Source organism: Methylobacterium sp. J-048, assembly GCF_022829515.1.
Taxonomy (GTDB): domain Bacteria; phylum Pseudomonadota; class Alphaproteobacteria; order Rhizobiales; family Beijerinckiaceae; genus Methylobacterium.
Genome location: NZ_JAKSYL010000048.1, coordinates 20,592 through 43,115, shown reverse-complemented (window position 1 = coordinate 43,115; position 22,524 = coordinate 20,592). Strand labels below are relative to the sequence as shown.

Here is a 22,524-nt window from a genome sequence, read left to right as displayed (position 1 = left end):
AAACGCTCAGCCCCGGGCGCCGCCGCGCAGGGCCACGGCGGGCTCCGGCTCGCCGTCCACGGGGGCCGGCGGCTCGATCCGGTCGAAGCCGTCCGCGGTGTAGACCGCACCGAGCACGGTCTTGAAGTGCCGCTGCACCCGGGCGTGGCATTCGCACGCGGCGGCCGACATCGCCCGACGGTCGAGCACCGTGATGCGCCCGCGCCCGACCCGGATGAGGCCCTGATCCTGAAGCGTCCGGAGAATGCGTGTCAGGTAGGTGCGCTGGACACCGAGCATCGAGGCCAGCAATTCGTGGGTGATCGGCAGCGTGTCGCCGCCGATCCGGTCCTGGAGGGTCAGGAGCCAGCGCAGGCAGCGCTGCTCGATCGGGTGCAGGGCGTTGCAGGCGGCGGCCTGGAGCACCTGGGCCAGGAGGCAATCGGAGTAGCGCGCGAACAGGTTGCGCACTTCGGTCGACCGCCGCTTGGCTTCCTGGAGACGCCCCGCGTCGAGGCGCAGCATCGGGCCGCCGATCTGCACGATCGCCTCGGTGGAGGCCGGCACCCGGCCCGCGCTGACGATGCCGCCGACCGCGCCCTCGCGCCCGATCGTGGCGGTCTCGGCGCAACGCCCGTCCCGGGTGGCGATGACCAGAGCCACGACGGTCTGGTCGCACGGGAAGGTGATGTGCGTGACGTCCGAGCCGGCCTGGAACACGGTCGCGCCCTTGTCGAAGGAGACCGGTTCGAGATGGGGCGCGATCAGCGCGCGGTCGGGCTCCCGAAGCGCGTCGAGGAGCAGGTTGCCCGTAGGGGAGGCAGCGCGGTCAGCGGGCATTGCAGGCAGGGAATCGTGGGAGAAGAGGCTCCCGAAAGGAGCCGCGTCGAGCGGCCCGCCGGCGTGCGGGAGAACCCGACACGCTTATATCCCAGCCTGTGTTCGCAAACCAACTTAAGTCTATCGGGCACGATCAATTATTTGTCGGTGCACAAACCCTGTTCCGAGAGCCGCCGGTGCTCGCGCGGATCGCAATCGGTCGACAGGAACGAGGCCCAGTCGGACGGGGTGCCGTAGAAGGCGTTGCGGTCGACATCGCCCTGCACTCCCGGAACGCGCCCGGTCGAGGTGAATTGCCACAGCATCCACTTCCGGTTGACGAAGCGCTGCTCCGGCTCCGCCGCGGTGGAGCGCAGCCAGTGCGGGTAGTCGGGCAGCTCGCCTTCCAGCACGTCCTTGTGGAAGGTGATGTCGGTGTAGATGATCGGGCGCTTGCCGGTGTAGCGCTCCATCTCCTCGAGCATCTCGGTGACCATCGCCAGAGCCTGCGCCTTCGGCAACTTCTTCGGGCAGGTCTGCGAGTGGCCGTTCCACTCGACGTCGAGCACCGGCGGCAGGGCCGTGGGGTCGTTCGGGACGTTGCGCTTGAACCACTCCATCTGGTCCCGGGCCGAGCGGCACCAGAACACGAAGTGGTAGGCGCCGCGCGGCACCCCGGCCCGGGCGGCGTTGTCCCAGTTGGTCCGGAAGCGCTCGTCGACGTGGTCGCCGCCCTCGGTCGCCTTGATGAAGGCGAACTGGGTGCCGGCAGCCCGGACCGAGGCCCAGTCGACGTTGCCCTGCCACTTCGAGATGTCGATGCCCTGGATCGGGTGCTGCTTGGCCTTGGCCACGCCCGGATGGGGCTTGGCGTCGCCCTTGGTCGGGTAGAAATCGTTGTTCGACGCGCACGCCGCGAGACCGGCCATCACCGCGACGGCGAAGATCCGGGTGGCGAGCCGCCGAACAGTCCTCAGCCGGCCGGCATCCCGGACCGGCTCGGCGGACGGCATCTGCGAAAATGTGTAATCCCGCACCATCGATGTTCAGCCCGCCACCGAAGAAGCGCCAAAGTCAGGGGTAATCGATGGCCCTGGCGCAGTTAACGGAGCTTTGCGATCTTTGCGGCGGAATTCCGGGATGCGTTGCGCCGCCGCGACATACCGCAGCGATCCCCGGTTGGTTCACAGGCCCGGATCCGGCTAAGTGCCGGTCCCGCAACGCGAGTCCCACCACGGTCCCGTGAGCAAGCAATTATTCACCATAGGTTACGAAGGGCTCGACCCTGAGCGCCTTACGGATGCGCTGCGCTCGGCCGGCGTCGCCGTCCTGGCCGACGTGCGGGCGGTGGCGAACTCGCGCAAGCGCGGCTTCTCGAAGGGCGCGCTCGGGACCGGGCTCGTCGAGGCGGGGCTCGGCTACGCGCATCTGCGCAGCCTCGGCACGCCGAAGGCCGGCCGCGAGGCGGCCCGGGCCGACGACGCGGCGTTGATGCGCCGGATCTACTGCGAGGAGGTGCTCGACACGGCGGCCGGCGGCGTCGCCCTCGACGAGCTCGCCGCGCTGGCGGAGGCCGCCCCGACCTGCCTGCTGTGCTTCGAGCGCGACCCGGCCCGCTGCCACCGCCGCGTCCTGGCCGATCGGCTGGCGGAAAGGGGTTTTGTGACGACCGATCTGTTCGGCTGAGTTTCCACCGGCTTTGGCCGTCGCGCGTGAACGAAACGCGCGCGCCTTTCCCGGACGCCTGGAACGTCAGTGGAGGGCGATCCGGGATCCAGCGGAGAAAGCGCCGCGCAGCGGCACGATCGTAATCAGGCGCTTCGCGTCGTCCTGTGCCGGATCCCGGGTCGCGTTCCGCTCTCGCTCCACGCGCCCGGGAAAGGGACGGCGCGAAACCGGCAACGCTCGGCAGAGCCAGTTCTTATCGAAATCAGCGCATCGCCCGCGTGGCGGCAAAACGCCGGATCGGCGCCATGGCGGCGCTGAACAGCATGCGGGATGTCCGCATGGCCCCGAACTCCCGCGGGATCGGCCGGCGGCGATTCGGGTCGTTCACCGGCTCGACCGGCAGGTACAGGGCTTCGAGGAACGACATCTCCAGCAGCGTCGTGCCGGCCTCGTCGGCGATCACCAGGGCGGCGTCGAGCAGCCGCGGGTCGCCGCCGTGCTGGCGCATCAGCCCCCGGACGATGGTGCGGGCCGCATCCCGGGCCGCGTCCATGTCGGCGATGTCCTGGGCGGTCGGCGCGGCCAGGTAGGCCCCATCGAGGCGGATGTAGAAATAGGCGCGGACCATGGTGGCGTTCCCGGGCGGATCGGTCGGCATGCGTCAGGCGGCCATCGTCACGCCGCCTGGGCGCCGTCCTGCAGTTCGGCCCCCAAATCGGCAGCGACATCGGCAGCGACGTCGGCCCCGATACCAGCCCTGCTCTCGGCCGCCGATTTCGGGTCGAAAGCATCCGCCAGGAGGCTGAGGCGGCGGGCCATGTCCCGCACCTCGTTGAGCGCGATCGACTTCTGGCCTTCCTTGACCGCCCGGGTGATGTCGCTGACCTGCGTGGTGGCGACCCGCCTCAGTTCGTCGGCGAGCTGGTGGCTGGTCATCATCGCATCCGTTCCCGAATTGGTTCGTCTGTGCGGGGACCGTGGTGGGACGCCGCTTACCAACCGGTTTCGCGATGCAGCGATGCCTGTGGACAAACCCGACAGGTTTTCAGTCCTGGAGATGGCGGGCCGCGATGATCGAGGCGGCGGTGCGATTCTCGACGCCCAGCTTGGCGTAGATGCCCTCCAGGTGCTTGGTCACGGTCCGGTGGCTCAATCCCAGAATCTCGCCGATGTCGCGGCTCGATTTTCCCCGGGACAGCCACAGCAGCACCTCGGCCTCCCGGCCGGTGACGGGGAGCCGGGCGCGCAGCCGCTCGACGCCCCCCGAGCCTTCCTCGCGCGACAGGCGCAGCAGGATCTCATCGGGGGTGCGGCCGATGAAGCTGAGGGCGTAGGGCGTGCCGTCGCCGCCGGTCAGCGTCAGGGCGTTGGCCGAGGCGCCGGTGAGGCAGAGGCGCAGCCAGTCCCGGGCGCGGGCGGGGAGTTCGATCGTGCCGGACGGGTCGGGGTCGAGCCCCGCCAGCAGGCGCCCGGCCTGCGGGGTCGACCACAGCACCGCGCCCGCCTCCGAGACCGCGAACAGGGTGCGCCCGGCGGTGTCGAGGGCGGCTCGGGCGCTCTGCGCGGCCCGGGCGCTGGCCAGATGTACGCGAATCCGGGCCAGGATCTCGTCGGGGGCGATCGGCTTGGTGACGTAGTCGATCCCGCCGGCGCTCAGGCCCTTCACGATATGCTCGGTCTCGCTCAAGCCGGTCATGAAGATCACCGGCACCCCGGCGAGCTGCGGCTTGGCCTTGAGCCGCCGGCAGGTCTCGAACCCGTCCATGCCGGGCATCATCGCGTCGAGCAGGATCACGTCCGGGGTGATCTCGTCGACCAGCGCCAGGGCGAGGTCGCCGCCGACCGCCACCAGCACGGTGGCGCCGGAGCGCTCGATCGCCTCGGTGAGGAAGCTCAGCGTGTCGGGCGAATCGTCCACCACCAGGACGACGTCGCGGCTCGGCTGGTTGGTCGGCGCCTCAGCCATGGCGGGCGAGTCCTTGCAGCACCGAGAGGTAGCGGCGCAAATCGTAGCCCTCCACGAGGCCGCGCATCTGGGCCACGAAGGCGGGCGGGACCGTCGCGTCGCCCTCCATCTGGGCGAGCTTGGCCTCGATGGCCCGGATATGGCCGATGCGGCCGAGACGCAGCAACTCGCCGACATGGGCGGATCCGGGATGGCCGATCTCCGCGAACGCCGGAGCGGGCTCGCGCAGGGACGGCGTCGCCGCGTCGGTCCATTCGAGATGGAGCAGCTTGCCGATCCGCTCCAGCACGTCGCGCAGGTCGAAGGGCTTGGCGAAGATCGCGTCGTGGGGGGCGTCGTCGCCGCGCACCGGGCTGATTTCGTGGACGTTGGCCGACATCATGGCGATCGGCCCCGTGTGGCCCTCCGCCCGCAGGGTCGCGGCGGCGGCCCAGCCGCTCATGCCCGGCATAGCGATATCGAGCAGGATCAGGTCGATCCCGCCCTTCGCCACCGCCGCCAGGCATTCCGGCCCCGAGCCCGCCTCGATCACGGAAATCCCGTGCGGTTCCAGGATCGCCCGCATCAGGGCGCGATGGGCGGTGTCGTCGTCGGCGACTAGGACCGTGCGGCGGGCGCCGGCATAGGCCCGTTCCGGCGCGGAGGCCGGGGCTGCCAGCACGATCGGGGCGGGCTGGGCCACGGAGGCCAGCATTAGCCGCAGCCGCGCCTGGGTGCCCCCGCCGGGAGCCGCCGCCACGGTGATCTCGCCGCCGAGCAACTGCGACAGCAGGTCGGCGATGGTGAGCCCGAGCCCCGTGCCCGGGGTGCTGCGGGCGGCCGGGGTCGAGCCCCGCTCGAACGGCTGGAAGATCCGGGCCAGATCCGCCTCTGGGATGCCCGGGCCGGTGTCGCGGATCGAGAACACCGCGATCTGGCTGCGATAGCTTAGATCCAGGGAGACGGTGCCGGCTTCCGTGAACTTGATCGCGTTCGACAGGAGGTTGAGCAGCACCTGGCGCAGGCGCTTCTCGTCGGTAGCGACCACCGCGGGCAGGATCTCCGGCCGCGAGAACCGGAATTCGAGGCCCGCTTCCCGGGCCTGGAGCCGGACCATGTCGACCAGCTGGTCGAGGAACTCGGTGAGCCGGACCTCGTCCCGGTGGATCTCGAGGCGCCCGGCCTCCATGCGCGAGATGTCGAGCAGGCCGTCGATCAGCCCAGAGAGGTGCTGGGCGCTGCGCCTTATCACCCGGATGCCGTTGAGGCGCGGGGCCGGGATCGCGGGGTCGGATTCCAGCAGCTGGGCGTAGCCGAGCACGGTGGAGAGCGGCGTGCGCAATTCGTGGCTGATCCCGACCACGTAGCGGCTCTTGGCGAGGTTGGCGGCCTCGGCCCGCTCCTTGGCCTCCTGCAGCTTGGCGTCGGTGAGCTTGTGGGCGGCGATCTCGGCCTCGTAGAGGGCGGTCTGGCGCATGGTCTCGGACTGGGCGACCCGCCGGCTCTCCTGGGCGAGCACGAACAGCCACGCGACCACGCCGAGGATCACCACCAGGATGAAGAACACGCTGGTCAGCGCCGAGCGCAGGACCACGCGATGCTCGGGATGCGCGATGGTCGCGCCGGCATGCACGATCCCCAGAATCAGGCCGATCACCGCGCAGAGCGTCAGCATGACCGCCAGGTAGCGGCCGAGCGGCGCGCCGATCCAGGCCGCGGTGCGGCCCGGCAGGATCCGGCCCAGCGCCTGCTGCGCCTGGGCCTCCAGCCGGCCATGCGGCTTGCACAGGTCGCCGCAGCGGGCATCAAGCGAGCAGCACAGGGAGCAGATCGGGGCGTCGTAGGCCGGGCAATGGGCCATGTCCTCGCCCTCGAACGGCAATTCGCAGACCCGGCAGGTGATCTCGCCCGCCCCCCAATCCCGCTTCGGCGTCCGGGCGAGGTACCAGCGGCCGGCCGTGGCCCAGGCGATCACCGGCGCCGCACTGAAGGCGGTCGCCAGGGTCAGGAGCGGCGCGAAGGGCTGGAGCGCGTGGCCGAGGAGGCCGGCATAGGCGAGGCCGCCGAAGGCGAGCGCCAGTACCATCGCCCCGGTCCCCACCGGGTTGATCGCGTAGAGATGCGCGCGCTTGAACTCGATGCCGGCGGGCGAGAGTCCCAGCGGCTTGTTCACCGCGAGGTCGGCGGCCAGCGCCCCGACCCAGGCCGAGACCACGGAGGCGTAGAGCGGCAGCGTGCTCTCGATGGTCTTGTCGATGCCGAGCTCCATCAGGAGCACCGCGATGGCGACGTTGAACACCAGCCAGACCACGCGCCCCGGATGGCTGTGGGTCAGCCGGGAGAAAAAATTCGACCACGCGATCGAGCCGGCATAGGCGTTGGTGAGATTGATCTTGAGCTGCGAGACCAGGACGAACAGCCCGGTGAGCAGCAGGGCCGCCCGCCCCCCCTCCCCGGTGACGTAGCCGAATGCCACCGCGTACATCCGGGTCGGCTCGGCGGCGTGCTCGGGCGGGACGCCGTGGCCGAGCGCCAGCACCGCGAGTCCGGCGCCGAGCAGGATCTTGAGCATGCCGGGCACGATCCAGCCGGCGCCCCCCGACAGCACCGCCAGCCACCAGCGCCAGTCCCGCCGGCCTTTCCGCTCGGGGACAAATCTCAAAAAATCGACCTGCTCGCCTACCTGGGCCAGCAGCGCCAGCAGCACCCCGGTGGCGAGCCCGAACCGGCCGATGTCGAACGCCGCCCCGCCGCCGTCGAGCCCCGGAAACTCCGCCAGCGCGTGCAGGGGCTCCGGGCCCTGCGCCGCCACGAACACGAGCGGCAGCAGGCTCAAAGCCACCCAGAGCGGCTGCGTCCAGATCTGGAAGCGGCTGATCAGCCGGATGCCGTAGACCACCAAGGGAATCACCGCGGCGGCGCAGAGGAGGTAGCCGATGCCCAGCGGCAGCCCGAAGCAGAGCTGCAGCGCCAAGGCCATGATCGCCGCCTCGATGGCGAAGAACAGGAACGTGAAGCTCGCGTAGATCAGCGACGTGACCGTGGAGCCGAGATAGCCGAACCCGGCGCCCCGGGTCAGCAGGTCCATGTCGAGGCCGTAGCGGGCGGCGTAGACCGTGATCGGCGCCGCGGTGGCGAAGATGATCAGGCCGACCACCAGCACGGCGGCCAGCGTGTTGGGGAACCCCGCCGTCAGCGCCAGGGTCCCGCCGATCGCCTCCAGGGCCAGGAACGAGACCGAGCCCAAAGCCGTCTGCGCCACCTGGAATCCGGACCAACGCCGCGCCTTCTTGGCGGTGAAGCGGAGGGCGTAATCCTCCAGCGTCTCGTCGGCGACGAAGCGGTTGTAGTCCCGGCGGATCGGGATGATGCGCTGGGGACCACTCATCGGCGCCCGGTCCGGCGCATGCGGAAGCGCTCGTTTACGCGCGCGCGCGAACGATCCTGCGCCCGGGCGCCGCCCACGCTCCCCGCCCTCGCTCCCAACGATCCCTCAGACTTCTGCGCCGCGATGGTGCGCTCGATGCAAGAGAACGGCCATACGCAAAACATCGTATAGGCCGCAGTGCAACCAAAGACCTAGCCTGGACTGGTCGATCCGAGCCGCTTCTCAAGGCCCGGACGCGAATTAAGGCAGGCACGATGGCTGACGACACCGAGACCGGCGCGGATAATAGCTTGCGCTCCCCGCTGCGGCGCAGGCTGCTGATGGGACTGGCCGGCGCACCGGCGCTCGCCTTGATGCCCCGCGGCGCCTGGGCCGCCGCGCCGACCTCGGCGGTGAACACCACGGGCCTCGCGGTGACCGACACCGAGGTGACGGTCGGCATCCTGCACTCGGTCACCGGCACGATGGCGATCTCCGAGACCGGCGCCCAGGAGGCGGAGAAGCTCGCGATCGCGCAGATCAACGAGGCCGGCGGCGTGCTCGGCCGCAAGATCAAGATCATCCAGGAGGACGGCGCCTCCGACTGGCCGACCTTTGCCGAGAAGGCCAAGAAGCTCCTGGTCAACGACCATTGCGCCGCCGTGATGGGCTGCTGGACTTCGGCCTCACGCAAGGCGGTGCTGCCGGTGTTCGAGCAGTATAACGGCCTGCTGTACTATCCGACCTTCTACGAGGGCCTGGAGCAGTCCAAGAACGTGTTCTACACCGGCCAGGAGGCGACGCAGCAGATCCTCGCCGGGCTCGATTGGGTCCACAAGGAGAAGGGCGGCGACAGCTTCTACTTCATCGGCTCGGACTACATCTGGCCGCGCACCTCGAACAAGATCGCCCGCAAGCACGTCGAGAACGTGCTCAAGGGCAAGGTCGTCGGCGAGGAATACTTCCCGCTCGGCCATACCCAGTTCAACTCGGTGATCAACAAGATCAAGCTGACCAAACCGAAGGTGATCTTCACCGACGTGGTCGGCGGCTCGAACGTGGCGTTCTACAAGCAGCTCAAGGCCGCGGGCATCGACCTGTCCAAGCAGGTGCTGATGACGATCTCGGTCACCGAGGACGAGATCGACGGCATCGGCGGCGAGAACATCGCCGGCGCCTACGCGTGCATGAAGTACTTCCAGTCGATCGACAACGAGAACAACAAGGCCTTCGTCGCCGCCTTCAAGAAGATGTGGGGCGAGAAGACCGTGATCGGCGACGTTACCCAGGCGGCTTATCTCGGGCCGTTCCTGTGGAAGATGGCCTGCGAGAAAGCCGGCTCGTTCGACGTCGACAAGGTGGTCGCCGCCTCGCCGGGCCTGGAGTTCAAGGGCGCGCCGGAAGGCTACGTCCGGATCGACGAGAACCACCACCTCTGGTCGAAGACCCGGGTCGGCAAGGCCAAGCCCGACGGCCAGTTCGAGATCGTCTACACCAGCCCGGAGCTGATCAAGCCGGATCCGTTCCCGAAGGGCTACCAGTAGTCGCCGCCAGTCAGGCGCCGCCAAGACGCAACCTCATCCTGAGGTGCAGGGCGATCATGGATCGCCCTGCCTCGAAGGAGCCCTCCAGCACCCACCGAGACTTCTGGAGCCCTCCTTCGAGGCCTCCGCTGCGCTTCGGCACCTCAGGATGAGGTGGTTGGATGGGACCACGGGCGCTCGCCGGCGGCGAGACGCAAGTCGGATCGGAGATACAGGATCATGCTCGGCGAATACTCTTTGGGTGATCTCGGCGCGATCTTCGCCATGCAGGGCTTCGCCGGCCTGATCCTGTTCTCGGTCTACCTGCTGATGGCGCTGGGGCTGGCGATCATCTTCGGGCAGATGGGCGTGATCAACATGGCCCACGGGGAGTTCATGATCCTCGGGGCCTACGTCACCTATCTCTGCTCTGCGTTCTGCCAGAGCTACCTGCCGGCGCTGTTCCCGGTCTACTTCTTCGTCGCGATGGGGCTGGCGTTCCTCGCCTCCGGGGCGCTCGGCATGCTGGTGGAGTGGAGCCTGATCCGGTTCCTCTACAAGCGCCCGCTCGACACCCTGCTCGCCACCTGGGGCCTGTCGCTGATCCTGCAGCAGGCCTACCGCTCGATCTTCGGCGCCCGCGAAGTCGGCGTCGAGCTGCCATCCTGGCTGATCGGGTCGGTGCAGGTCACCGACACGATCGAGATCCCGGTCAACGGCCTGTTCGTGATGGCCATCACCATCCTGATCACCGTGAGCGTCGCCCTGCTGATCTATCGCTCGCGCTTCGGCCAGCAGGTCCGGGCCGTGATGGCCAACCGCGCCATGGCTGGCGCCGTGGGCATCGATACCGAGAAGGTCGACCGCTACACGTTCGGCCTCGGCTGCGGCATCGCCGGCGTCGCCGGCTCGGCCTTCACGATGATCGGCTCGACCGGGCCGACCTCGGGCCAGCTCTACATCGTCGACACCTTCCTGATCGTCGTGTTCGGCGGCGCCGCAAGCCTCTTGGGCACCATCGCGTCGGCCTTCTCGATCTCGCAGACGCAATCGACCCTGGAGTTTTTCCTCTCCGGCTCGATGGCCAAGGTGATCACCCTGCTCGCGGTGGTCGGCATCCTGATGTTGCGGCCGCAGGGCCTCTTCACCCTCAAGGTCCGGCGCTGAGGATTTCCCGATGACCAATCCGGTCCAGACCCTGACCAAGTCGGTCACCGTCAACGACAACCCGTTCATGAAGCCGGTGGAGTGGCTGAGCTTGGCTCTGCTCGCCGGGGTGATCCTGGTGGTGCTGCCGCTGGCGCTCGACGGCTTCCGCCTCAACCTCGTCGGCAAGTACCTGACCTACGCGTTCGTGGCCCTCGGGCTGGTGATCTGCTGGGGCTATGCCGGTATTCTGTCCCTCGGCCAGGGCGTCTTCTTCGGCTTGGGCGGGTATTGCATGGCGATGTACCTGAAGCTCGAGGCTTCGAGTGTCGCAAATACGAAAATTCAATCGACGCCGGGCATCCCGGACTTCATGGACTGGAACCAGATCACCGAAGTGCCGTGGTTCTGGCTGCCGTTCAAGAGCCTGCCGCTGACCCTGATCCTGGTGGTGGCGGTCCCGGTCCTGTTCGCGCTGATCATCTCCTACGCGATGTTCAAGCGCCGGGTCGGCGGCACCTATTTCGCGATCATCACCCAGGCGATCGCCGCGATCCTGACGATCCTGATCGTCGGCCAGCAGGGCTATACCGGCGGCATCAACGGCATCACCGATCTGCGCACCCTCCACGGCTGGGACATCCGCACCGACCACGCCAAGGTGATCCTGTACTTCGTTAACGGCGGCTTGCTCATCGCCTGCATCCTGGCGGCGCAGTATGTGAAGAAGTCGAAGCTCGGCCGGATCCTGGTCGCCATGCGCGACAAGGAGGACCGGGTCCGGTTCTCGGGCTACTCGGTGGCCGGCTTCAAGGTCTTCGCCTTCTGCCTGGCGGCCGGCTTCGCGGCGATCGGCGGGGCGATGTTCACCCTGCAGGTCGGGTTCATGTCGCCCTCCTTCGTCGGCATCGTGCCGTCGATCGAGATGGTGATCTACGCCGCGGTCGGCGGGCGCCTGTCCCTGTTCGGCGCAGTCTGGGGCACGCTGCTGGTCAACTGGGCCAAGACCAGCTTCTCCGAAAGCTTCCCCGACCTCTGGCTGTTCGGCCTCGGCGCCCTGTTCATCGCGGTGGTGCTCGCCTTCCCGAACGGTCTCGCCGGCATCTGGCGCGAGCAGATCGAGCCCCGCCTGACCCGTCGGGTGAAGGGGCTGCGGGCACCCCCGCCCGCCATCGCCCCGCCCCAAAGTGCGCCCGTTGGCGCTCCGGCCGAGTGAGGACATCATGAACGCCGCGATCCTCTCCTCCCCCGTGGTCGGCGCCGAGGCGGTTCCGGCCGACTACCTCCTCGCCGTCGAAGCGCTGACGGTCTCGTTCGACGGCTTCAAGGCGGTCAACGACGTGTCGTTCTACGTCGACCCGGACGAGATCCGGGTGATCATCGGCCCGAACGGCGCCGGCAAGACCACGGTGCTCGACCTGATCTGCGGGCGCACCAAGGCCAGCACCGGCTCGATCAAGTACAAGGGCCAGGAGCTGACCAAGCTCTCCGAGAGCGCGATCGTGCAGGCCGGGGTCGGCCGCAAGTTCCAGACGCCGTCGATCTACGACGACCTCACGGTGTTCGAGAACCTGGAGATCTCGTTCCCGCGCGGGCGCTCGGTGTTCGGAGCCCTGACCTTCAAGCGCGACGCCGAGGTCCGCGATCGGATCCACGAGATCGCCCAGACGATCTTTTTGAAGGATCAGCTCAAGGAGCGGGCCGAGTTCCTCAGTCACGGCCAGAAGCAGTGGCTCGAGATCGGCATGCTACTGATCCAGGACCCGGAACTGCTGATGCTCGACGAGCCGGTGGCCGGGATGAGCGTCGGCGAACGGATCAAGACCGCCGAGCTGCTCAACCAGATCATCAAGGGCCGCTCGGTGCTGGTGATCGAGCACGACATGAAGTTCGTCGAGGACATCGCCCACCGGGTGACCGTGCTCCACCAGGGCAAGGTGCTCTCCGAAGGCTCGATGGAGCGGGTCAAGAACGACCCGAAGGTCATCGAAGTGTATCTGGGACATTGACCATGGCCTCGCTCCAGACTGCGCACCCGCCCCTCGCCACGGCGCCCCCGCGCATCGCGATCCCGGACGCGGCCCCGGCGCTCGACGTTCACGACCTCCACGCCGCCTACGGCCAGAGCGAGGTCCTGCACGGGCTCAGCTTCTCGGTGGCGCCCGGCGAGATCGTCGCCGTGATGGGCCGCAACGGCATGGGCAAGACCACCCTGATGAAGACCCTGATGGGCCTCGTGCCGGTGAAATCCGGGGCGATCCGGGTCGGCGACACGGACGTCGCGGCGCTCAAGAGCCACGCCCGGGTCGCCCGGGGCCTCGCCTACGTGCCGCAGGGCCGGATGATTTTTTCCACCATGACGGTGCAGGAGAACATCGAGACCGGCCTGACGGTCACCGGTACCCGCAAGGTGCCGCAGGACCTCTACGACATGTTTCCGGTGCTGCTGGAGATGAAAGGGCGGCGCGGCGGCAACCTGTCGGGCGGCCAGCAGCAGCAGCTCGCCATTGCCCGGGCGCTCGCCAGCCGGCCGAAGGTGCTGCTGCTGGACGAGCCCACCGAGGGCATCCAGCCCTCGATCATCCGCGAGATGGGACGAACGCTGAAAAAAATCCGCGACGACCGCGGCCTCTCCATCGTGGTCTCGGAGCAGGTGCTCAGCTTCGCCCTCGACGTCGCCGACCGGGTGATCGTCCTGGAGAACGGCGCCATCGTCCACGAGGCCCCCCGCGCCGGCATCGACGAGGCGGCCGTCGCCCGGTTCCTGTCGGTCTGAGGATCCGCCGGCTTCGACGCCAGCGAAGGCAATGCCCGGTCCCGGGTCGGACGCGGGTCCCCTCTCCTGAGGGAGAGGGACAGGGTGAGGGGCGTGCCCTCTCCGGAGGGTTCTCCTCCCTCACCCCAGCCCTCTCCCGAACGGGAGAGGGGGCGTGTCGCGCCGGACAATCCCGCGCGGTCGTCCGTGAAGACTTGGCAGTCAAGATCGCAGCAGGGAGTGATAAAAAATGCCCGAGACGCTGATCAAGGTCGATCTGACGCAATCGGCCTACGACAACGAGATGGTGCACAACCGCTGGCACCCGGACATCCCGATGGTCGCCACCGTGAAGCCGGGCGCCGACTTCATCGTCGAGACCTACGACTGGACCGGCGGCTTCATCAAGAACAACGATTCCGCCGACGACGTGCGCGACATCGACCTGTCGATCGTCCACTTCCTGTCCGGCCCGATCGGGGTCGAGGGCGCCGAGCCCGGCGATCTGCTGGTGGTCGACCTGCTCGATATCGGCGCCAAGCCCGAGAGCCAGTGGGGCTTCAACGGCTTCTTCTCCAAGAAGAACGGCGGCGGCTTTCTCGACGAGCACTTCCCCCAGGCGCAGAAGTCGATCTGGGACTTCGAGGGCCTGTTCACCAAGTCCCGCCACGTGCCGGGCGTGCGCTTCCCCGGCCTGATCCATCCCGGCCTGATCGGCTGCCTGCCCGATCCGAAGATGCTGGAGACTTGGAACACCCGCGAGAAGGCGCTCTACGACACCAACCCGGAGCGGGTCCCGGCGCTCGCCACCCTGCCCTTCGGCCCCACCGCCCATATGGGCCGGTTGAAAGGCGAGGCGAAGGACGCGGCCGCCGCCACCGGCGCCCGCACGGTCCCGCCCCGGGAGCACGGCGGCAATTGCGACATCAAGGACCTGTCGCGCGGCTCGAAAATCTACTTCCCGGTCTACGTCCCCGGCGCCGGGCTCTCGATGGGCGACCTGCATTTCAGCCAGGGCGACGGCGAGATCACCTTCTGCGGCGCCATCGAGATGGCCGGCTGGGTCCATCTCAAGGTCGATCTGATCAAGGACGGCATGGCCAAGTACGGGATCAGGAACCCGATCTTCAAGCCGTCGCCGATCACCCCGAAATACGACGATCACCTGATCTTCGAGGGTATCTCGGTCGACGAGCACGGCGGCCAGCATTACCTCGACGTGCACATCGCCTATCGCCAGGCCTGCCTGAACGCGATCGAGTACCTGAAGAAGTTCGGCTATTCGGGCGCGCAGGCCTACTCGATCCTCGGCACGGCGCCGGTGCAGGGACACATCTCTGGGGTGGTCGACATCCCGAATGCCTGCGCCACCCTGTGGATTCCGACCAAGATCTTCGAGTTCGACATCAATCCCGGCGCCGACGGGCCGACGAAGTTTTTGGACGGCTCAATCCAGATGCCGCTCTCGCCGGATCTGTGAGGGCGGGTCGTCCTGGCCGCCTCAGCGGACCCAACCTGCCCCCTCTCCCGTGCGGGAGAGGGTTGGGGTGAGGGACCAGGTCTTTCCGGACAAGTCGCACCCCTCACCCTGTCCCTCTCACGCACGGGAGGGGGGGACCCGCGCCCTTCCGATAGCGTCCGCCTCGCTCTGATTATCGCCGGGAGCCTCGAAATGCCCGTCTACGATTACTCCTGCGCGGCCTGCGGGCCGTTCACCGCCATGCGGCCGATGGCGGAGTTCAAGGATCCGCACGCCTGCCCGGATTGCGGGGAGGCCTGCCAGCGGGCCTTCCTCACCGCGCCGCGGATCGCCGGCATGGATGCCGGGCTCAAGGCCGCCCACGCCACCAACGAGCGCAGCCGCCACGCGCCGCGGCGCTCCTCGGGCCACGGCGCCGGCTGCGGCTGCTGTGGACCGAAGAAAGCGGCCTCGGCCCCCGCCGCGGCCAAGAGTTTTCCGAGCGCGCGGCCCTGGATGATCAGCCACTGACCTGGCGCGAACAGCCCTCCCCCCTCTGCGGGGGGAGGGTAGCAGCGCCTATCGGCACAACAATCCTCGGAGGAATCCACGCCATGATGCACGGAGACATCTCGTCCAGCCAGGACAGCGTCGGCGTCGCCGTCGTCAACTACAAGATGCCGCGGCTCCATACCCGCGCCGAGGTGCTGGAGAACGCCAAGGCGATCGGCAAGATGATCATCGGCATGAAGACCGGCCTGCCCGGTCTCGACCTGGTGATCTTCCCCGAATACTCGACCCACGGCATCATGTACGACGCCGCCGAGATGTACGAGACCGCCTCCTCGGTGCCGGGCGCGGAGACCGAGGTGTTCGCGGCGGCCTGCCGGGAGGCCAAGGTCTGGGGCGTGTTCTCGCTCACCGGCGAGCGCCATGAGGAGCACCCGAACAAGGCACCCTACAACACCCTGATCCTGATGAACGACCAGGGCGAGATCGTGCAGAAGTACCGCAAGATCATGCCCTGGACGCCGATCGAGGGCTGGTATCCGGGCGACCGCACCTACGTGTCGGACGGGCCGAAGGGCCTGAAGATCAGCTTGATCATCTGCGACGACGGCAATTATCCCGAGATCTGGCGCGACTGCGCCATGCGCGGCGCCGAGCTGATCATCCGCTGCCAGGGCTACATGTACCCGGCCAAAGAGCAGCAGATCGTGATCTCGAAGGCGATGGCGTTTGCCAACAACGTCTACGTAGCGGTGTCGAACGCCGCCGGGTTCGACGGCGTCTACACCTATTTCGGCCATTCCGCGATCATCGGCTTCGACGGCCGCACCCTCGGCGAGTGCGGCGAGGAGGAGATGGGCATCCAGTACGCCGCGCTCTCAAAATTCCTGATCCGGGATTTCCGCGCCCACGGCCAATCCGAGAACCACCTCTTCAAGCTGCTGCACCGCGGCTATACCGGCATGATCAACTCCAAGGAGAACCGGCACGGGCTGTCGGAATGCCCCTACGAGTTCTACCGGCGCTGGATCGAGGATCCCGACGGAACCCGCGACGCCGTTCGCGCCATTACCCGCCAGAGCGTCGGCACCGAGGAATGCCCGATCGAGGGCATCCCGTTCGTCGGCAAGGGCCAGGGTGCGCCAGACCCGGTCCGCTGAGATCACGGGAACGGATCAGAAGAACCCATGGACACGCCCCCCCTCGGCCCGACCGCGTTCCGCAGCCCCGCCGTGCTGCTGTCGGGCCCGGTTGACTACGACATGTACAAGGAGTTCCGCCGGCAGTTCGCCAATGCCGGCGAGCGCGCGATCGTCGTGGTCGAGCTCTCGACGCTGGGCGGCGACCCGGAGGTCGCCCGGATGATGGGCGAGGACATCCGCTACCACAGCGAGATGAGCCCGGACCGGCGCTTCGTCTTCCTCGGCAAGGCGGCGATCTACTCGGCCGGTACCACCTTCATGAGCTTCTTCGCCCGGCCCAACCGCTACCTGACCCGGGGCACGCGGCTGATGATCCACGAGCGCAAGATGAACAAGCAGCTCCACGTCCAGGGGCCGCTCACCACCTGCATCGCCGCCGTGAAGGCGACGCTCCACGAGATCGAATGCTCGATCGTGATCCAGAACGAGGGGTTTTCCAACCTGATCCAGGGCTCCGACGTGACCCTCGACGAGGTCTTGGAGAAGGCACCGGCCAATTGGTACCTTGAGGCGGAAGAGGCAAGGGCGCGGGGTCTGATCCAGGCGGTGATCTGAGGGGTCTGCCCTCGATCGCGTCACGGGATCCGAATTCGGCAAGCAAGGTGGACGTCCGCAGCCCACACCGTCATTGCGAGCGCAGCGAAGCAACCTAGGGATACGCCAAGTTCGGAGATCGCGCGCCGCCCTGGGTCGCTTCGCTGCGCTCGCGATGACGGCGTAGGGCAAGCGATCCGTCGACAACCGCGATGATACGGTCGCGGTAACGCTTACCCCTCCGGGTAATCCGCCCCCAAACTCGTCTCGCGCCACGCCTCGATCTCCGCGATCCGTTGCTTCAGCCGGGTCGTGACTGCTTCGTAGCCCCAGGCGCCGAGCACGAGATGGCGCGGCGGGTTGTCGATCTCGGTGATCCGGATCATCGCCTCGCCGGCCCGAACCGGATCGCCGGCCTGGGTGCCGCTCTTCTCGGCCGTGGCTTTCAGGCGGGCGCCGGCCGTCTCGGCATAGTCGGGTATCGTGCTCGGTGTCTGAATCAGGGAACGGCCGGCCCAGTCGGTGCGGAACGGGCCGGGCTCGATGCAGGTGACCTTGATGCCGAGCGGCCCGGCCTCGGCACTGAGCGCGTCGGAAAAGCCCTCCACGGCGTGCTTGGTGGCGGCGTAGTAGCCGGAGCCCGGGAAACCGACGAAGCCGGCCACCGAGGTGACGTTGAGGATATGGCCGGAGCGCTGCGCCCGCATCACCGGCAGCACCGCCCGGGTCAGGGCGAACAGGCCGAACACGTTGGCGTCGAACTGGGCGCGGATCTTGTCGTCCTCGCCCTCCTCGATCGAGGCCTGGTAGCCGTAGCCGGCATTGTTGACGAGGACGTCGATGCGTCCGAATTTTTGTGCCGTCTCGCCCACCGCCTGCGTGATCTGGCTGGACTCGGTGACGTCCAGGGACAGGGCCAGGACCCGGTCGGGAGCGCCCTCGGCGAGGTCGGCGACCTTGGCGCGGTCGCGGGCCGTCACCACCGCCCGCCAGCCCCGGGCGATGACCAGCCTGGCAAGTTCCCGGCCGAAGCCCGTGGAACAGCCGGTGATGAACCAGACCGGTTGGGGAGTTGCCATGGTGATTCGTTCCGTTCTGATCAGGGCGTCGCCGCCGGCTCGGTCAGCGTATCGATCGACAGCAGGTAGGCAATCAGCGAATCCTGGTCCTGGCGCGAGACGCCGGAGCCGGCATCCGCCCAGTAGGCGTGGCCTTCGCCGGTAACGCGCGCGATGCGCGCCGTATCCGACGCTTTATTCGCGGCGACGACCTTGGCGCGCAGATCCCGGTCGATCAGGCCGCGAAGGCTGTTCGCGGGATCGGGGGCGACGCCGCGGTACAAGGTGCCCGGAACGCCGAGCTGCGTCGCCGGATCGGGACCGACCGCGATTCCCGAATCGTGCAGGTAGGGCGCCGTCCAGGCCAGCCCGACGAGGTTCGGAACCTTGTAGCCGCCTTCGGTGCCCCCCTGCCCCCAAGCGAGCTGGACCTGGGCGAGCGCGTCGCCGGCCAGCGGCACCGGCACGATCACCGGATCGGCGGGCTGCGGGAACGGCGTATCTGTCGCGAACAGGCTCGGGGGCGACAGCCGCGCCTCCATCTTGGCCCCGGCCCTGGCCCGGGTCGGCTCGGTGCCGATCTCGGCGGCCGGGATGATCCGATGGTCGGTCAGCGCGGGGCCGGAATGGCAGGCGCCGCAGCCGGCTTTCTCGAACACGGCGCGACCGGCCTGCACGGCGTCGGGATACTGCTTGGCGGCCGGCGGGTGCAGCAGGTTCTGGAAGGCCGACATGGCGTTGTTGGCGTGGTTGACCGGCTCCCCGGGCACGGAGGTGAACAGGCCGTTGTCGGTGACGTAGTTGGTCGCCGGATAGGTCGGCAGCACCGCGTAGCTGTTGAGCCCGGGGGAGGCCGGCGTCGGATCGACGCTGCGCAGCACCTCGGAGGGCTTGCGGGCCTCGCCGGGCCTGTACCGGAAGGACTCGGTGGCCGCGCCGCGCAGGACGATGCCGAGATAGGTCTCAGGCTCCATGCCGAACAGCCAGGGCGCGGCGGCGGCAAGCTGGGTCGTGTCGGAATTGGCAGCGTGGACGTTGTTGTTCAGCGAGGACAGGCCGGCGAACGGCCCGATCGCCTCGCGGCCGCTCCAGCTGTACGGCTCGCCGTGGGCGGAAAAGCTCGACGGGATCGAGGTCGGGTTGGTCACCCGGTCGGCCGAGGAATCGAAGCTGCCCGGCGGCCAGCTCGCGACCTGGACCTTGGTGGCGGCCTCGACCGCCTCCGCGTCCGGCAGGTCCGGCCCGACGCCGGTGTCGCCCGCTTGCGGAGGATCCGCCTGCGCGACGCTGGCGTGCATGAAGTAGGCGGAGGAATTCCTGGCCAGCGCCATCAGGAGCCCGGCATTGAGATCGGTGTTGGGCGCCCCCTCGACGACCTCGCCGGTGCCGGGATCGACCGCGGCGTGGCAGAGCGCGCAGGTGATGCCCATGCGCAGATGGCCCCGGTCGGAGAAGGTCTTGATCCCGATGATGAAGGCGCCGCCCTTCGGCACGTCGAGCCCGGTCGGGACCAGCTCGCCCGTACGGTAGGTGCGGTCGCCGACGCGCATGTCCCGGGCCATGGCGACCTGCAGGTTGGTGGTGCCCTGCCCGCCGAGCTTGGCCACCGCGAGGGCGACCTGGGTGGGCGTCAGGCCACCGTCGAGCATGCCCATCACGTCGGTAAGGAACACCTCGTTGCCGAACGTCTCCTGGTAGAAGGCTTGCCGCCCGCGCTCGACCATGGCGGGATCGATCGCCACCGCGCCGCTGGCGGCCGAGAGTTCCTTCCGGCCGGCCTCGGTTCCGTTCAGCCGGTCCGCCTCCGCGCGCGAGACCCGGCGCCCGAGGATGTCGAAGGCGGTCTGGATCGGGTAGCGGTCGGGGTTCAGCAGGTCGGCCCGGTCCGGCATCGGCGCGTAGCTGAACCGGCCGAGACCGAGCGTGGCGCCGGCCGCGATGGTCGCGACGCCGGCGACGAGGAGGATGCGGCGGGGCCAACCCATGGACAGTCTTCGATATCCGTGGCCGGTCCGGCCTGCGGGCATGCGGGGAGCGGCGGCCGGCGATCAACGGATGTCCGTCGCCGAGGTTCACCCCGGCGGGCGAGACCAGGCGTCACGTTCGCGACACCAGCCGGCGACGGCGCGAGGCGCGATCCCGACGGGCGGAGGATTCACGCGACCCGGGCATGTCGCCAAGGATGCGCGCGGCGCGTTCCGCGACCTCCCGTCATCGGCGGGGAGACCACGCAATTTTTCTGATCGTCAGCCAAAGAGTTTTTCAGCAGCACGGTCGGCACATTATGGGGTAGCATGATGTAACGGACCTGCATGTACTGCAATGCCGCAATTCTTTGATGCGGCGCAGCAGTGATGGCCGGCAGAACTTGGTTCGGCGTGCGATCGGAAGCCTGAAGGCTGCGCACGACCGGCCGGTAACAGACCTGGGGACGGACGGCCCCAGGGTCGGCCGGACATCCGGGCCGGAGGGAGGATCGTGGGCTTCATGCGGAAGAACAAGGTCATCACGGCGGACGAGGCGATCGCGCTGATCCGCGTGAACGACGTCGTGACCACCACGGGCTTCGTCCAGAGCTGCATCCCGGAGGCGCTGCACGCCGCCTTGGAGAAGCGCTTCGTCGAGACCGGATCGCCCCGGGGCCTGACCCTGATCATGACCGCCGGCGCGGGCGACAGCAAAGGTCTCGGCACCGGCCGCCTGCACCATGACGGCCTGCTCGCGCGGGTGATCGCGGCCAATTTCGGCCGGATGCCGAAGGTTGCGCAGGCCGCGCAGAACAACCTGATCCGCGGCTACAACCTACCCCAGGGGGTGATCTCGCAGCTCTACCGGGCCTGCGCCGCCGGCCAGCCCGGGCTGTTCTCGAAGGTCGGGCTGCAGACCTATGTCGATCCGCGCCACGGCGGCGCCAAGGTCAACACCCTGACCACGGAGGACATCGTCAAGCTGGTCGAGGTCGATGGCGAGGAGTGGCTGTTCTACACCGCCACCAAGATCGACGTGGCGTTCATCCGCGCCACCTCGGCCGACCCGTCGGGCAACCTCTCCTACGAGAAGGAGGCGCTGACCCTCGATTGCTTGGCCCAGGCCATGGCCGCGCGCAACAACGGCGGCATCGTCATCGCCCAGGTCGAGCGCATCGTCGAGGACGGCTACCTGCTGCCCAAGGACGTGCGCGTACCGGGCATCCTGGTCGATTGCGTCGTGGTCGCCGAGCCCGAGATGCATCGGATGAATTACGGCGTCATGCACGACGCCGCGCTCGCCGGCGAGATCCGCGTCCCCGTCACCGGCATCAAGCGGATGCCGCTCAACGAGCGCAAGATCATCGCCCGCCGGGCCGCCTTCGAGCTGCCGCCGAACGGCGTGGTCAATCTCGGGGTCGGCGCGCCGGAGGGCATCTCCTCGGTGGCCAATGAGGAGAAGATCACCCCCTACATCACCCTGACCACCGAGGCCGGCGCGGTCGGCGGGGTGCTGGCCTCGGGCTCCAGCTTCGGCGCGGCCACCAACGCCGACTGCATCATCGACCAGAACCAGATGTTCGACTTCTACGACGGCGGCGGCCTCGACATGACCTGTCTCGGCATGGCCGAGTGCGACGCGGCCGGCAACGTCAACACCTCGAAGTTCGGCGGCAAGCTCAACGGCTGCGGCGGCTTCATCAACATCTCGCAGAACGCCCGCACGGTGGTGTTCGCCGGGACGTTCACGGCGGGCGGGCTGGAGATCGCCGTCGACGACGGTGTGGTCCGGATCATCAGCGAGGGCCGGTCTCGCAAGTTCGTCGCCCAGGTGCAGCAGAACACCTTCTCGGGGCCCTACGCGGTCGAGCGGGCGCAACCGGTCCTCTACGTGACCGAGCGCTGCGTATTCCAGCTCACCACCGACGGCCTCGAGCTGGTCGAGGTGGCGCCGGGCATCGACATCGAGCGCGACATCCTCGCCCACATGGATTTCAAGCCGGTGGTGCGCAATCCGGTGCCGATGGATCCGCGCATTTTCCGCGACGAACCGATGGAGCTGCTCTCGGACCTGCTCAACCTCGATCTGGCCTCGCGCATCAGCTACGACGGCGAGCGCAACATCCTCTTCATCAATCTCGAAGGCTGGTATTGCCGGGTGAAGAGCGACATGGACGAGTTGCGCATGACCATCGTCGGAGCCTGCCGCAAGGCCGGCCAGCGGGTCAACGCCGTGATCAACCACGACGGCTTCCGGCTCAACGAGAACCTGATCGACGATTATGCCGGGATGATCCAGTATCTCCAGGCGAACTACTACGCGACCACGACCCGCTACGTCACGAGCGCGTTCCTGCGCCTGAAGATGGAGGAGGCGCTGACCAGGCGCGGCGTCGCCCCCCACGTGTTCGAGCGCAAGGAGGAGGCCCAGGCCTTCCTAGGCAGCACCGATCAGAAGGCGCGCAAGCGGATCTCGCCCGCGGTCGCCTCGGCGGCTTAGGGGATCGATGCGGCCTCACCCCAAAAGCCGGCAATCGCCTTTTGGTGGGCCCTTTTCGGATTTGGACCCGACCAGCTTGACCATTCGAATGG

Annotated in this window: 20 protein-coding genes; 11 read left to right on the top strand and 9 right to left on the bottom strand. The window is 68.1% G+C overall.

Features of this window, described 5'->3' with window-relative positions:
• Nucleotides 1-6: 6 nt before the first annotated feature.
• Both MKL09_RS02035 and MKL09_RS02030 read right to left on the bottom strand, forming a co-directional pair.
• Entirely contained in the window at nucleotides 7-819 is an 813-nt protein-coding gene (locus MKL09_RS02035; RefSeq protein ID WP_244017481.1) for a Crp/Fnr family transcriptional regulator, read from the bottom strand.
• A gap of 137 nt (nucleotides 820-956) precedes the next feature.
• A complete protein-coding gene (locus MKL09_RS02030; RefSeq protein ID WP_244017504.1) occupies nucleotides 957-1,727 on the bottom strand; it encodes a glycoside hydrolase family 25 protein in 771 nt (256 codons plus the stop codon).
• Nucleotides 1,728-2,040: 313 nt separating this feature from the next.
• On the opposite strand from MKL09_RS02030, the gene MKL09_RS02025 reads away from it, so the two are divergent.
• Nucleotides 2,041-2,484: a DUF488 family protein gene (locus tag MKL09_RS02025; protein ID WP_244017479.1), complete on the top strand. Its 444-nt coding sequence runs from the start codon at nucleotides 2,041-2,043 to the stop codon at nucleotides 2,482-2,484.
• A 244-nt stretch (nucleotides 2,485-2,728) separates the two neighbouring features.
• Here the strand turns inward: MKL09_RS02025 and MKL09_RS02020 are convergent, their stop codons facing one another.
• The 4 genes from MKL09_RS02020 to MKL09_RS02005 form a co-directional block, all read right to left on the bottom strand.
• Nucleotides 2,729-3,124, bottom strand: coding sequence for a DUF6894 family protein (locus MKL09_RS02020; protein WP_244017477.1), 396 nt, complete (start codon nucleotides 3,122-3,124; stop codon nucleotides 2,729-2,731).
• Nucleotides 3,125-3,141: 17 nt separating this feature from the next.
• Complete coding sequence (locus tag MKL09_RS02015) at nucleotides 3,142-3,405, bottom strand: hypothetical protein (protein WP_244017474.1); 264 nt, start codon at nucleotides 3,403-3,405, stop codon at nucleotides 3,142-3,144.
• Nucleotides 3,406-3,511: 106 nt separating this feature from the next.
• Entirely contained in the window at nucleotides 3,512-4,432 is a 921-nt protein-coding gene (locus tag MKL09_RS02010; RefSeq protein WP_244017472.1) for a response regulator transcription factor, read from the bottom strand.
• Complete coding sequence (locus MKL09_RS02005) at nucleotides 4,425-7,799, bottom strand: ATP-binding protein (RefSeq protein WP_244017470.1); 3,375 nt, start codon at nucleotides 7,797-7,799, stop codon at nucleotides 4,425-4,427. The genes MKL09_RS02010 and MKL09_RS02005 overlap by 8 nt, the downstream gene beginning before the upstream one ends.
• Before the next feature lie 254 nt (nucleotides 7,800-8,053).
• On the opposite strand from MKL09_RS02005, the gene urtA reads away from it, so the two are divergent.
• The 9 genes from urtA (at nucleotide 8,054) to MKL09_RS01960 (ending at nucleotide 16,928) form a co-directional block, all read left to right on the top strand.
• Nucleotides 8,054-9,322 (top strand): urea ABC transporter substrate-binding protein, encoded by a 1,269-nt coding sequence (gene urtA / locus MKL09_RS02000; protein WP_244017469.1) that lies wholly within the window; start codon nucleotides 8,054-8,056, stop codon nucleotides 9,320-9,322.
• 219 nt (nucleotides 9,323-9,541) lie between these two features.
• Nucleotides 9,542-10,468, top strand: a complete 927-nt coding sequence (urtB, locus tag MKL09_RS01995) for an urea ABC transporter permease subunit UrtB (protein ID WP_058191212.1) — start codon at nucleotides 9,542-9,544, stop codon at nucleotides 10,466-10,468.
• A 10-nt stretch (nucleotides 10,469-10,478) separates the two neighbouring features.
• The gene (urtC, locus tag MKL09_RS01990; protein ID WP_244017467.1) at nucleotides 10,479-11,663 is read left to right on the top strand and encodes an urea ABC transporter permease subunit UrtC; all 1,185 of its coding nucleotides are present in this window, start codon (nucleotides 10,479-10,481) and stop codon (nucleotides 11,661-11,663) included.
• A gap of 7 nt (nucleotides 11,664-11,670) precedes the next feature.
• Nucleotides 11,671-12,456 (top strand): urea ABC transporter ATP-binding protein UrtD, encoded by a 786-nt coding sequence (urtD, locus tag MKL09_RS01985; RefSeq protein WP_244017465.1) that lies wholly within the window; start codon nucleotides 11,671-11,673, stop codon nucleotides 12,454-12,456.
• Between the two features lie 2 nt (nucleotides 12,457-12,458).
• The gene (gene urtE / locus MKL09_RS01980; RefSeq protein WP_244017464.1) at nucleotides 12,459-13,223 is read left to right on the top strand and encodes an urea ABC transporter ATP-binding subunit UrtE; all 765 of its coding nucleotides are present in this window, start codon (nucleotides 12,459-12,461) and stop codon (nucleotides 13,221-13,223) included.
• Between the two features lie 229 nt (nucleotides 13,224-13,452).
• On the top strand, nucleotides 13,453-14,682 hold the full coding sequence (fmdA, locus tag MKL09_RS01975; RefSeq protein ID WP_244017462.1) for a formamidase: 1,230 nt from the start codon (nucleotides 13,453-13,455) through the stop codon (nucleotides 14,680-14,682).
• 192 nt (nucleotides 14,683-14,874) lie between these two features.
• Nucleotides 14,875-15,192, top strand: a complete 318-nt coding sequence (locus tag MKL09_RS01970; RefSeq protein WP_244017460.1) for an FmdB family zinc ribbon protein — start codon at nucleotides 14,875-14,877, stop codon at nucleotides 15,190-15,192.
• Between the two features lie 83 nt (nucleotides 15,193-15,275).
• Nucleotides 15,276-16,331, top strand: coding sequence for an aliphatic amidase (locus MKL09_RS01965; protein ID WP_244017458.1), 1,056 nt, complete (start codon nucleotides 15,276-15,278; stop codon nucleotides 16,329-16,331).
• 27 nt (nucleotides 16,332-16,358) lie between these two features.
• Nucleotides 16,359-16,928, top strand: a complete 570-nt coding sequence (locus tag MKL09_RS01960) for a ClpP family protease (protein WP_244017456.1) — start codon at nucleotides 16,359-16,361, stop codon at nucleotides 16,926-16,928.
• Between the two features lie 212 nt (nucleotides 16,929-17,140).
• On the opposite strand, the gene MKL09_RS01955 is transcribed toward MKL09_RS01960, so the two are convergent.
• From MKL09_RS01955 to MKL09_RS01945, 3 genes are all read right to left on the bottom strand, one after another.
• Complete coding sequence (locus MKL09_RS01955; protein WP_244017454.1) at nucleotides 17,141-17,986, bottom strand: oxidoreductase; 846 nt, start codon at nucleotides 17,984-17,986, stop codon at nucleotides 17,141-17,143.
• A 20-nt stretch (nucleotides 17,987-18,006) separates the two neighbouring features.
• Nucleotides 18,007-19,950, bottom strand: coding sequence for a cytochrome C oxidase Cbb3 (locus MKL09_RS01950; RefSeq protein ID WP_244017452.1), 1,944 nt, complete (start codon nucleotides 19,948-19,950; stop codon nucleotides 18,007-18,009).
• A 170-nt stretch (nucleotides 19,951-20,120) separates the two neighbouring features.
• Nucleotides 20,121-20,372 carry a hypothetical protein gene (locus MKL09_RS01945; RefSeq protein ID WP_244017450.1) on the bottom strand — a complete coding sequence of 84 codons (252 nt, stop codon included), beginning with the start codon at nucleotides 20,370-20,372 and terminating at the stop codon, nucleotides 20,121-20,123.
• A gap of 80 nt (nucleotides 20,373-20,452) precedes the next feature.
• On the opposite strand from MKL09_RS01945, the gene MKL09_RS01940 reads away from it, so the two are divergent.
• A complete protein-coding gene (locus MKL09_RS01940) occupies nucleotides 20,453-22,432 on the top strand; it encodes an acyl CoA:acetate/3-ketoacid CoA transferase (protein WP_244017448.1) in 1,980 nt (659 codons plus the stop codon).
• Nucleotides 22,433-22,524: the final 92 nt, after the last annotated feature.